This is a genomic window from Microbacterium sp. (assembly GCF_051953575.1).
Lineage (GTDB): Bacteria > Actinomycetota > Actinomycetes > Actinomycetales > Microbacteriaceae > Microbacterium.
Window position 1 is genome coordinate 1 of sequence record NZ_JBQCIP010000038.1, and the last position, 11,543, is coordinate 11,543.

Sequence of the window (11,543 nt, forward strand, 5' to 3'; positions counted from 1 at the left end):
GTCGCGATCGCCTACATCGCGGTGTGGCTGTCGGGCAACGGCGCGGTGGCGATCCACAACCTCATGGAGGATGCCGCCACCGCCGAGATCTCGCGGTCGCAGGTGTGGCAGCAGATCCGCAACGGCGTCGTCCTGGCCGACACCGGCCAGACCGTGACGCGCGAGCTCGTGCGCCGCATCCTCGACGAAGAGACCGTCCGGCTGCAGGGCGAGGTGGGCGCCGAGCAGTTCGAGCGCTTCTATCGCCCGGCCGCGGACCTCGTGGCCGACATCTGCCTGTCGGAGGACTACACCGACTTCCTCACGACGCCGGCGTACGACCTGGTGGTCGCACGATGACGGAGCGCCTGCTCGCGTCCGGCGATCTTGCCGAGCTCGACCGGTTCCTCGCGACGACCGACCGGATGCTGGCCGACCGGTTCCCCGGCGACGACGGTTCGCGCCAGCCGGTGCACACGGTGTACGTGCCGGCCGACCGCTACACGCCGGCGCTGCCGGCGGAGTGGGGCGAGACGGCGCTCGCCGCCGTCGATGCCCACGGGGGCATGGCGGCGGTCGTGCGGGAGCTCGGCGTGCCCGAGGCCTTCGCGTCCGACGTCGCGACCCTCGTCGAGGCCAAGCTCCGCACCGAGCCGATCGAGGACCTGCGCCTGGACTTCGAGGACGGGTACGGCGACCGCGGTGACGAGGCGGAGGATGCCGATGTGCGTCGTGCGGCCGAGCAGATCCTCGCGGCCGTGGATGCGGGCGTCGCACCGGCGTTCATCGGCATCCGGTTCAAGTGCTTCGAGGCGCCCACCCGGGCCCGCGGCATCCGCTCCCTCGATGTGTTCCTCTCGACCCTGCTCGAAGCCGGCGACCTGCCCGACGGACTCGTGCTCACGCTGCCCAAAGTGACGACGGTCGCGCAGGTGGAGGCGATGGCGCACATCTGCCACCGCTTCGAAGAGCACTACGGGCTCACACCCGGCCGGCTGCGGTTCGAGGTGCAGGTCGAGACGCCGCAGCTGATCCTCGGTCCGGACGGCACGTCGCCGCTGGCCGCCGCGATCCACGCCGCCGAGGGGCGCGTGAGCGGTCTGCACTACGGCACGTACGACTACAGCGCGTCGCTCGGCATCGCCGCGGCGTACCAGTCCATGGAGCACCCCGCCGCCGACCACGCCAAGAACGTGATGCAGGTCGCGGCCGCCCAGACGGGCGTGCGCCTGTCGGACGGCTCGACCAACATCCTGCCGGTCGGCGACGCGGACGAGGTGCGGGCGGCCTGGCGGCTGAGCGCCCGCCTGACGCGCCGCTCGCTGGAGCGCGGCTACTACCAGGGCTGGGACCTGCACCCGGCGCAGCTGGTGCCGCGCTTCGTCGCGAACACGCTGTTCTACCGCGAAGGCCTTGCGTCGGCGACGACGCGGCTTCACGACTACGTGCGGCGCGTCGAGAGCGCGGTGATGGACGAACCGGCGACGGCGCGTGCGCTGGCCGCGTTCGTGCTGCGCGGGATCTCGTGCGGCGCGGTCACCGAGGCGGAGGTTCAGGATGCCGCCGGCCTCGACGTCGCCGCACTCACCGCGCTCGCCCACCCGAGACTCGCCACGGCCCCCGCAACGACACAGGAGTCCTCATGAGCTACTACACCCCGCGCGGCGGGCTGCCGCCCCAGTCCGACCTGCTGACCGATCGCGCCGTCGTGAAGCTCGCGTACACGTTCATCCCGAAGGGGGTGCTGCGCGACATCGTCACGTCGAGCCTGCCGGGCTTCACCGACACCCGGGCGTGGATCCTCGCGCGTCCCACGCCGAGCTCGGCGACGACGTTCTCGCAGCTGATCGTCGAGATCGCCCCCGGCGGCGGGGCGGCCCGGCCGGAGCCCGAGGCGGGCGTCGAGGGAGTCGTGTTCGTCACGACCGGCGAGCTGACGCTGACCCTCGAGGGCGAGGAGCATGTGCTCGGCGAGGGCGGCTACGCCTTCATCGCCCCGGGCGCGGAGTGGTCGCTCGCCAACCGCGGCGGCGAGCTCACGAGCTTCCACTGGATCCGCAAGGCGTACGAGTGGCTCGAAGGCGTGCCCGCGCCGGCGTCCTTCGTCACGCGCGATCAGGACGTCGAACCGGTCGCGATGCCCGACTCCGACGGCGTGTGGGCGACCACGCGCTTCTCGGATGCGAGCGACATGGCCCACGACATGCAGGTCAACATCGTGACGTTCCAGCCGGGCGGCTCGATCCCGTTCGCCGAGACGCACGTCATGGAGCACGGACTGTTCGTGCTGCAGGGCAAGGCCGTCTACCGCCTCAACGACGACTGGGTCGAATGCGAGGCGGGCGACTACATGCTGCTGAGGGCGTTCTGTCCGCAGGCCTGCTACGCCGGCGGCCCCGAGCCGTTCCGCTACCTCCTGTACAAGGACATGAACCGCCAGATCCGGCTCACCTGATCCAGCGGGGATCGGACGGGCGGGTGCCTGCGGGCACCCGCCCGTCGTCGTTCGCCGGGGAGAGGAGCGGCACGTGGATGCCGTCGCCGAGGGTTGACGGCATCCGGCATCTGTCCTACGCTTTTCATATCGCAGAAATTGGATTCCACAATGTGGAATCGATCAGATTGACAAGGAAGTCCCATGAGCACCACGACCCGCTACACGGTGAACTGCTCGATCCTGCTGACGCAGCTGCCGCTGCACGAGCGCCCTGCCGCGGCCAAGGCCGCCGGGTTCGACGCGGTCGAGTTCTGGTGGCCCTTCGGCGAGGCCGTGCCCGCCGCTGACGACATCGACGCGTTCGTCGCGGCCGTCGAGGGCGCCGGCGTGCATCTGACGGGTCTCAACTTCTTCGCCGGCGACATGCCGGCCGGCGACCGGGGTCTGGTGTCGTGGACCGGCCGCGAGGACGAGTTCGCCGCCAACATCGGCGTGGTCGTCGAGATCGGCCGGCGTCTGGGCACCAGGGCATTCAACGCCCTGTACGGCAACCGCCTCGAGGGCGCCGACCCGGCCGCGCAGGACGACCTGGCGGTGCGCAACCTGGCCGCCGCGGGCCGCGCGGTCGCCGAGATCGGCGGCATCGTGCTGCTGGAGCCGGTGAGCGGCACGCCCGCCTACCCGCTCACGACCGCCGCGGACGCGCTGGCGGTCATCGACCGCGTGCGCAGCGAGCACGGCGTCGACAACGTGCGCCTGCTCGCGGACTTCTACCACCTGGCCGTCAACGGCGACGACGTGCCGGCGGTAATCGCCTCGCACGCCGCCGACTTCGGTCATATCCAGATCGCCGACGCCCCCGGCCGGGGCGAGCCCGGCACCGGCGACCTGCCCCTCGCGCAGTGGATCGGCGACGCAGAAGCGCGCGGCTACGACGGAGTCGTCGGCCTGGAGTACAAGACCGACGCCGCCGACCCCTTCGCGTGGCTCCCCGCCGCCGAGCGCGGCCCCGTCGGCGCCCGCTGACGCGCGGCCGCCGGCATCCACTCCTCTCTCGACACGCAAGGACCACAGCAATGAGCAACGTCGCAGTCATCGGTCTCGGGATCATGGGCCTGCCCATGGCCAAGAACCTCGTCGCCGCCGGGTACTCGGTCACCGGGTACAACCGCAGCCAGGACCCGATCGACGCCCTCGTCGCCGCGGGCGGCCGGGGTGCCGGCAGCGTCGCCGAGGCCGTCACGGACGCCGACGTGATCATCACGATGGTCCCCGACTCGCCCGATGTCGCCGGCGTGGTCCGCGGCGCCGAAGGCGTGTTCGCCCACGCCAAGCCCGGCGCGCTGTGGATCGACAACTCGTCGATCCGCCCCGACGTCGCCAAGGAGCTCGCCGCCGAGGCCGTCGCCGCCGGAGTCGGCGCAGTCGACGCCCCCGTGTCGGGCGGCGAGCAGGGCGCCATCGACGCCGTGCTGTCGATCATGGTCGGCGGCACCGCCGAGGACTTCGCGAGGGCCGAGCCGGTGCTGAACGCCATCGGCAAGACCATCGTGCACGTCGGCCCCGCCGGTGCCGGCCAGACCGTGAAGGCCGCGAACCAGCTCATCGTCGCCGTCAACATCCAGGCGCTCGCCGAGGCCGTCGTCTTCCTGGAGGCCTACGGCGTCGACACCGACGCGGCACTGAAGGTGCTCGGCGGCGGGCTCGCTGGCTCGAAGGTGCTCGACCAGAAGGGGCAGAAGATGCTGAACCGCGACTTCGCCCCCGGCTTCCGCCTCGCCCTCCACAACAAGGACCTGGGCATCGTCACCGCCGCCGCACGCCAGGCCGGCATCACCGTTCCGCTGGGTTCGGCGGTCGCCCAGCTCGTGACCTCGCTGGTCGCGCGCGGCGACGGCGGACTCGACCACTCCGGCCTGTTCAAGCTCACCGCTGAGCTGTCCGGCCGCGACTGAACCTCAAGGAGAACTCCCATGACTCGCATGCGCGCCGTCGACGCCATCGTGCAGATCCTGATCAAAGAGGGCGCCACCGAGGCGTTCGGACTGCCCGGGGCCGCCATCAACCCCCTCTACTCCGCGATGCGCGCCAGCGGCGGCATCCGTCACACGCTCGCCCGTCACGTCGAGGGCGCCTCCCACATGGCCGACGGCTACAGCCGCACCGGCGACGGCCGCATCGGCGTCTGCCTCGGCACGTCGGGCCCTGCGGGCACCGACATGATCACCGGCCTGTACGCCGCGATCGCCGACTCCATCCCGATGCTGTGCATCACCGGCCAGGCGCCGGTCGCCAAGCTCGACAAGGAGGACTTTCAGGCCGTCGACATCGCGTCGATCGCGAAGCCGGTCACGAAGTTCGCCAAGACCGTGCTCGAGGCCGGCCAGATCCCGGGCGCCTTCCAGACGGCCTTCCAGGTGATGCGCCAGGGCCGCCCCGGGCCCGTGCTCATCGACCTGCCGTTCGATGTGCAGATGACCGAGATCGAGTTCGACATCGACACGTACGAGCCGCTGCCGATCGCGAAGCCGGCCGCGACGCGCGCGCAGGCCGAGAAGGTGCTCGACCTGCTGACCGCCGCCGCGCACCCGCTGATCATCTCCGGAGGCGGCGTCATCAACGCCGGCGCGTCCGAGAAGCTCGTGGAGCTGGCGGAGCTGCTGGGAGTGCCGGTGGTGCCGACGCTCATGGGCTGGGGCTCGATCGCCGACGACCACCCGCTGGCGGCCGGCATGGTCGGCATCCAGACCTCGCAGCGCTACGGCAACGCGAACTTCCTCGAGTCCGACTTCGTGCTGGGGGTCGGCAACCGGTGGGCGAACCGCCACACCGGCGGCCTCGACCTGTACCGCAAGGGGCGCACCTTCGTGCATGTCGACATCGAGCCCACCCAGATCGGCCGCGTGTTCGCGCCCGACTACAGCGTCGTCTCGGACGCCGGCCTGTTCCTCGACGCGATCCTCGAGGTCGCGCGCGAGCGCCAGTCCGCGGGCTCGCTGCCGTCGTACCTCGGCTGGGCCGAGGACTGCCGCATCCGCAAGGCCACCCTGCAGCGCAAGACCAACTTCGACAACGTGCCGATGAAACCGCACCGCGTCTACCAGGAGATGGTGCTGGCCTTCCCGCGCGAGACCACCTACGTGACAACGATCGGCCTGTCGCAGATCGCCGGCGCGCAACTGCTGCACGTGTACGGGCCGCGGAAGTGGATCAACGCGGGCCAGGCCGGCCCGCTCGGCTGGACGGGCCCGGCTGCGCTCGGCGTCGTGCGGGGCAAGCCGGGCCAGCCGGTCGTCGCGCTGTCGGGGGACTACGACTTCCAGTTCATGATCGAAGAGCTCGCGGTGGGCGCGCAGCACAAGCTGCCGTACATCCATGTCGTGGTCAACAACAGCTACCTCGGCCTCATCCGCCAGTCGCAGCGCGGCTTCGAGATGGACTTCGAGGTGTCTCTCGCCTTCGACAACGTCAACACCCCGTACGACGCCGACAGCGTCGCGCACGGCTACGGCGTCGACCACGTCAAGGTGGCCGAGGGGCTGGGATGCAAGGCGCTGCGGGTCGAGCGCCCCGAGGACCTGGCGGCCGCGTTCGCCGAGGCCGAGCGTCTCAAGGACGAGTTCCAGGTGCCCGTCGTGGTCGAGGTGATCCTCGAGCGCGTGACCAACATCGCGATGGGCACCGAGCTCGACAACATGGTGGAGTTCGAGGATCTCGCCGAGAAGGGCGAAGACGCCCCTGCGGCGGTCTACGCTCTGGTCGACTGAACCCTTCCGCCGAAAGCCGACATGCGCATCGTCATCGCCCCCGACAAGTTCAAGGGCTCCTTGGACGCGGCCGGCGTCGCACGCGCCGTCGCCGACGGCTTCCGGGCCGCGCGTCCGGACGCCGTCGTCGACCTGGTGCCCGTCGCCGACGGGGGAGAGGGCACGCTGGATGCGGCGCTCGGCGCCGGCTTCGAACGGCGCACCTGCGTCGTCACCGGACCGACCGGACAGTCCGTCGCCGCGGACTGGGGGCTGCGAGGCGACGAGGCCGTCATCGAGATGGCCCTCGCGTCGGGGCTCGCCGTCCTCCCGGGCGGTGTCCGTAATGCGCGCGGCGCCACGAGCCGCGGCACCGGCGAGCTGATCCTCGCGGCCCTCGACGCCGGCGCGCGACGCATCGTGCTCGGCGTCGGCGGAAGCGCCGGCACCGACGGCGGCGCCGGCATGCTGCAGGCGCTCGGCCTGCGGCTCCACGACGGCGCGGGGGCGGTGCTTCCGGGGGGCGGCGCCGCCCTCGCGCGACTGGTGACGGTGGATGCCTCGCACCTCGATCCTCGGCTGGCCGAGGCATCCCTCACCCTCGCGAGCGACGTCGACAACCCGCTGCTCGGTCCGAACGGCGCCGCCGCAGTGTTCGGGCCGCAGAAGGGCGCGACGCCGGCGATGGTGGCGCAGCTCGACGCCGCGCTCGCGCACTATGCGGACGTGATCCGGCGCGACGTCGGCCAGGACATCGGCCCGGGTGGCGCCGAGCTGGCGCGCCTGGCCCGCATCGACGTGGCGGGACTCGACCCGCGCGTGCGCGAGGCCGAGTTCCGGATCGCGTGCGACGTCGACAACCCGCTGCTCGGTCCGAACGGCGCCGCCGCAGTGTTCGGGCCGCAGAAGGGCGCGACGCCCGACGACGTCGCCGAGCTGGATGCCGCGCTCGCACACTACGCGGCGCTCGTGGCCGCCGCGTTCGGGGTGCCCGGCGCGTCCGATGCTCCGGGGGCCGGTGCTGCGGGAGGCGTCGGCTTCGCGGCCGTCGCCGCACTCGGCGCGGAGCGCCGCAGCGGCATCGACGTCGTGCTCGATCTCACCGGCCTGCGCGAGCGCCTCGCCGGCGCCGACCTCGTCGTCACCGGCGAGGGCAGCATCGACGAGCAGACGCTCGGCGGCAAGACGCCGGTCGGTGTCGCCCTGGCCGCGCGGGCGGCATCCGTCCCCGTCGTCGCCGTCTGCGGACGCACCACGCTCGACGACGAGCGGCTGCGCGCGGCCGGGTTCCTCCGCACGTACGCCCTCGCCGCGCGCGAGCAGGATCCCGAGATCAGCATGCGCGATGCCGCGCGGCTGCTCCGCGAGGTCGGCGCCGAGCTCGCGGCATCCCTTCCGATCGGCGACGGAGCCGAGCGGGCAGAGCCCCTCACCGAAAGCACCCCCACATGAGCGAGAACCAGACCCCTGAGTACGACGTCGTCGTCCGCGGCGAGCGCATCCTGACCACCGCGGGCTTCGCCGCGCGAGAGATCGGCATCAGCGACGGAGTGATCGTCGCCATCGAGCCGCTCGGCCACGACCTGCGGGGCCGCGAGATCATCACGCTGCAGGACGACGAGACGCTGCTGCCCGGGCTCGTCGACTCGCACGTGCACGTCAACGAGCCCGGCCGCACCGAGTGGGAGGGCTTCGCGTCGGCGACCAAGGCCGCCGCCGCGGGCGGCGTGACGACCATCATCGACATGCCGCTGAACAGCATCCCGCCGACCGTGAACGTCGAGGCCCTCGAGCTCAAGCGCAGCGTCGCCAAGGACCAGGCCTTCGTCGACGTCGGCTTCTGGGGCGGCGCGATCCCCGGCAACACCGGCGACCTGCGCGCCCTGCACGACGAAGGCGTGTTCGGGTTCAAATGCTTCCTGCTGCACTCCGGCGTCGACGAGTTCCCCCACCTCGACGCCGACGAGATGGAGCGCGACATGGCGGAGCTCGCGAGCTTCGACTCGCTGCTCATCGTCCACGCCGAGGACTCCCGCGCGATCGACCGCGCACCGTCGGCCGAGGGCGACCACTACGACCGGTTCCTCGCCTCCCGCCCCCGCGGCGCCGAGAACATCGCGATCGCCGAAGTCATCGAACGCGCCCGCTGGACCGGCGCACGGGCCCACATCCTCCACCTGTCGTCGTCGGACGCGCTGCCCATGATCGCGACCGCCAAGCGCGACGGCGTGCGCCTGACGGTCGAGACGTGCCCGCACTACCTGACGCTGCTCGCCGAAGAGATCCCCAACGGCGCGACCGCGTTCAAGTGCTGCCCGCCGATCCGGGAGGCCTCGAACCGCGAGCTGCTGTGGCAGGGGCTCATCGACGGCACGATCGACTGCATCGTGAGCGACCACTCGCCGTCGACCCTCGACCTCAAGGACCTCGACAACGGCGACTTCGCCGTCGCGTGGGGAGGGGTCGCGTCGCTGCAGCTCGGCCTGTCGCTGGTGTGGTCCGAAGCGCGGCTGCGAGGCATCCCGCTCGAGACCGTGGTGGAATGGATGTCGGCGCGTCCGGCGGCCCTCGCCGGACTCACTCGCAAGGGAAAGATCGCGCTCGGGTTCGACGCCGACTTGTCGGTGTTCGCGCCCGACAGCGCGTATGTGGTCGACGTGAACAAGCTGCACCACAAGAACCCGCTCACCCCCTACGACGGCAAGGCGCTGTCGGGCGTGGTGCGCGAGACGTTCCTGCGAGGTGAGCGCGTCGACTTCGCCGAGCCGCGCGGACGCCTGATCCGCCGCGGCGCGGCCTGAGAGACAACCGCCGGTCGCATGACCGCGCCCCCAGATGTCGGAAGAAGAGTGAGATGTCCGCAGATCCGTATGGCAGTGGCCCCGACGTCCTCGATCCCGAGGACGACCTCCGCACCCTGACCGCGACGCGGCCGCCGCGCCACCGCCCCGTCGACCCGTCGATCGCCCGGTCGTGGCTGCTCGTGCCCGGCACCCGTGCCGACACGTTCGACGACATGGCCGCCTCGCGAGCGGATGCCGTCGTGCTCGACATCGAGGACGCGGTCGATCCGAGCAACAAGCCGCAGGCGCGCCAGGACGTCGTGGACTGGCTCCGCGGCGGCGGGCGGGCATGGGTGCGCGTGAACGACGCCGCCAGCCCGTTCTGGGCCGAGGATCTCGCCGCGCTCGCCGGCATCCCGTCGCTCCTGGGCATCATGCTCGCCAAGACCGAATCGCCCGCTCAGGTGACGAGCTCGTTCGACCGCCTGGGCGGCAACGTGCCGGTGGTCGCCCTGATCGAGTCGGCGATCGGCATGGAGGATGCCGCACACATCGCCCGTGCGCGCGGCGCATTCCGTCTGGCGTTCGGCAGCGGCGACTTCCGCCGCGACACCGGAATGAGCGCGGATGCCGAGGCCATGGCCTACCCGCGCGCCCGGCTGGTGGTCGCGAGCCGCGTCGGCAACCTCCCGGGCCCGATCGACGGCCCCACCGTCGGCAACAGCATGCCGACGCTGCGGGAGCAGTCCGGCATCACGGTGTCGATGGGCATGACGGGCAAGCTGTGTCTGGCCGCCGAGCAGGCTCCCGTGATCAACGAGGTCATCTGCCCGACCCCCAGCGAGGTGCTGTGGGCGCTGGACTTCCTCGCCGACTTCGAGGGTCGGGGCCGCGTGGTCCGCGACGGCAGCGACTTGCCGCGTCTCGGCCGTGCGCAGAAGATCGAGAAGCTGGCTCTCGCCTTCGGCGTGCATCCCACTTCGTGACACCTGTCGAAAGGACACACCCATGACTGACGGCATCCGCCTCTCCGCCGGCGACGCCAACCCGGGCTTCGCCCTGCCGGACCCCACCGGCGCCGTGGTGCGCCCCGAGGACTTCGCGGGCCGCCGGCTCGTCGTGTACTTCTACCCGGCCGCCTTCACGCCCGGCTGCACGACCGAGGCCTGCGACTTCCGCGACAACCTCGCGTCGCTGCAGGCGGCGGGCGTCTCCGTCGTCGGCATCTCGCCCGACACGGTCGAGCGCCTGGCGGAGTGGGCCGAGGCCGAGCAGCTGTCGTTCCCCCTGCTGTCGGACGCCGACCACGCCGTCGCCGAGGCGTGGGGCGCCTGGGGCACGAAGGTCGTGAACGGCGAGGAGCGCGTGGGCCTCATCCGCTCGACGTTCGTGCTCGCCGCCGACGGCACGATCGAGTCCGCCGAGTACCACGTCGACCCCAACGGCCACGTCGCACGCCTGCGCGAGCAGCTCGCGGCCTGAGCCCGCGCGGTCCGAGCCCGGCGCGGATGAGTCATGCTCGCGCCGGGCTCAGCCGCGTCCGTCGTACGGCATGCCCGCGGCGGTGAGGGTGACGTTCCCGATCACGGCGTTCGCCGGCAGCGACGCCATGAAGACGACCGTGCGCGCCGCCTCGGCGACGTCGAACGTCGGCTCGACCTTGAGCGAGCCGTCGGGCTGGACGTGCTCGCCGCCGTGGCCGAGGTCGCTGAGGAGCGCGGTCGCGGCGTTGCCGATGTCGATCTGACCGCAGGTGATGCCGTACGGGCGCCCGTCGAGCGCGATCGCCCGCGTCAGGCCGGTCACGGCATGCTTGGAGACCGCGTACGCCACCGTGCGCGGGCGCGGGCGATGCGCGGCGATCGAGCCGTTGTTGATGATCCGTCCGCCCTGCGGCCGCTGCGCCTTCATGGTGCGCACGGCGGCGCCGGCGACGAGCATGGCTCCCGTGACGTTGACATCGAGCGTGTGCTGCCACGCGTCGAGGGCGACCTCGTCGACGGCGCCCTGCGGGCCGGGCACGCCGGCGTTGTTGAACACGACGTCGACGCGGCCGAAGCGTTCGACCGCGGCCGTGAAGAGCGCGTCGACGCCGGCAGGGTCGGTCACGTCCGTCACGACGGTGTGGGCGAGCGGATGCCGTGCCGCTGCCTCTTCCAGCGTCCCCGGTGTGCGCCCGGCGAGAACCACCGCCCACCCCGCGTCGAGGAATGCCCGTGCGACGGCGCGGCCGATGCCCGTGCCGGCGCCGGTGACGACGGCGACTTTCCCGGTGTCCGAGGTGGGAGGCATCCGATTTCCTTCCGAAGGGTTGACAACACACGCTCTGCGGGAGACCATATCTCATGTAATGGAAATTGAATTTCGCATTATGGAAGAGCGAAGGAACAAGCAGTGAAGCTTGAAGCATTCAACCGGATCGACGCGGACGCCGCGAGAGCTCTCGTGCGCCCCTGTGTCGACATCGATCGCTGGATCGACGCCGTGGTCGAGGGCCGTCCCTACTCCAACGTGGAGGAGGCAGTCGAGGTGGCGCGCACAGCCGCGTCACCCTGGACGGTCACCGAGATCGACGGTGCTCTCGCGCACCACCCCCGC

General features: G+C 71.5%; 11 protein-coding genes and 1 pseudogene. 11 read left to right on the forward strand and 1 reads right to left on the reverse strand.

The genetic code is table 11. From position 1 onward, the window contains the following. The 10 genes and pseudogenes from ACTHNQ_RS02830 to bcp form a co-directional block, all read left to right on the forward strand. Window positions 1-339, forward strand: a pseudogene (locus tag ACTHNQ_RS02830) (malate synthase A); the annotation flags it as partial. Then, the gene (locus tag ACTHNQ_RS02835) at window positions 336-1,625 is read left to right on the forward strand and encodes a DUF6986 family protein (RefSeq protein WP_440330911.1); all 1,290 of its coding nucleotides are present in this window, start codon (window positions 336-338) and stop codon (window positions 1,623-1,625) included. The pseudogene ACTHNQ_RS02830 and the gene ACTHNQ_RS02835, both read left to right, overlap by 4 nt. After that, the gene (locus tag ACTHNQ_RS02840; protein ID WP_440330912.1) at window positions 1,622-2,434 is read left to right on the forward strand and encodes a bifunctional allantoicase/(S)-ureidoglycine aminohydrolase; all 813 of its coding nucleotides are present in this window, start codon (window positions 1,622-1,624) and stop codon (window positions 2,432-2,434) included. The genes ACTHNQ_RS02835 and ACTHNQ_RS02840 overlap by 4 nt, the downstream gene beginning before the upstream one ends. 183 nt (window positions 2,435-2,617) lie before the next feature. Further along, window positions 2,618-3,442 (forward strand): hydroxypyruvate isomerase family protein, encoded by an 825-nt coding sequence (locus ACTHNQ_RS02845; RefSeq protein ID WP_440330913.1) that lies wholly within the window; start codon window positions 2,618-2,620, stop codon window positions 3,440-3,442. Then, window positions 3,439-4,371: a 2-hydroxy-3-oxopropionate reductase gene (locus ACTHNQ_RS02850; RefSeq protein WP_440330922.1), complete on the forward strand. Its 933-nt coding sequence runs from the start codon at window positions 3,439-3,441 to the stop codon at window positions 4,369-4,371. The genes ACTHNQ_RS02845 and ACTHNQ_RS02850 overlap by 4 nt, the downstream gene beginning before the upstream one ends. 18 nt (window positions 4,372-4,389) lie before the next feature. After that, window positions 4,390-6,183 (forward strand): glyoxylate carboligase, encoded by a 1,794-nt coding sequence (gene gcl, locus ACTHNQ_RS02855; RefSeq protein ID WP_440330914.1) that lies wholly within the window; start codon window positions 4,390-4,392, stop codon window positions 6,181-6,183. Window positions 6,184-6,204: 21 nt separating this feature from the next. After that, window positions 6,205-7,614 carry a glycerate kinase gene (locus ACTHNQ_RS02860; RefSeq protein ID WP_440330915.1) on the forward strand — a complete coding sequence of 470 codons (1,410 nt, stop codon included), beginning with the start codon at window positions 6,205-6,207 and terminating at the stop codon, window positions 7,612-7,614. Continuing rightward, entirely contained in the window at window positions 7,611-8,963 is a 1,353-nt protein-coding gene (allB, locus tag ACTHNQ_RS02865) for an allantoinase AllB (protein WP_440330916.1), read from the forward strand. The genes ACTHNQ_RS02860 and allB overlap by 4 nt, the downstream gene beginning before the upstream one ends. Window positions 8,964-9,016: 53 nt before the next feature. Continuing rightward, the gene (locus ACTHNQ_RS02870) at window positions 9,017-9,931 is read left to right on the forward strand and encodes an HpcH/HpaI aldolase/citrate lyase family protein (protein ID WP_440330917.1); all 915 of its coding nucleotides are present in this window, start codon (window positions 9,017-9,019) and stop codon (window positions 9,929-9,931) included. A gap of 22 nt (window positions 9,932-9,953) precedes the next feature. Beyond that, window positions 9,954-10,427: a thioredoxin-dependent thiol peroxidase gene (gene bcp, locus ACTHNQ_RS02875; protein ID WP_440330918.1), complete on the forward strand. Its 474-nt coding sequence runs from the start codon at window positions 9,954-9,956 to the stop codon at window positions 10,425-10,427. A 48-nt stretch (window positions 10,428-10,475) separates the two neighbouring features. Here the strand turns inward: bcp and ACTHNQ_RS02880 are convergent, their stop codons facing one another. Further along, the gene (locus ACTHNQ_RS02880; protein ID WP_440330919.1) at window positions 10,476-11,237 is read right to left on the reverse strand and encodes an SDR family oxidoreductase; all 762 of its coding nucleotides are present in this window, start codon (window positions 11,235-11,237) and stop codon (window positions 10,476-10,478) included. A 102-nt stretch (window positions 11,238-11,339) separates the two neighbouring features. On the opposite strand from ACTHNQ_RS02880, the gene ACTHNQ_RS02885 reads away from it, so the two are divergent. Then, on the forward strand, window positions 11,340-11,543 hold a 204-nt coding region (locus ACTHNQ_RS02885), incomplete at its 3' end, for a 2-oxo-4-hydroxy-4-carboxy-5-ureidoimidazoline decarboxylase (RefSeq protein ID WP_440330920.1).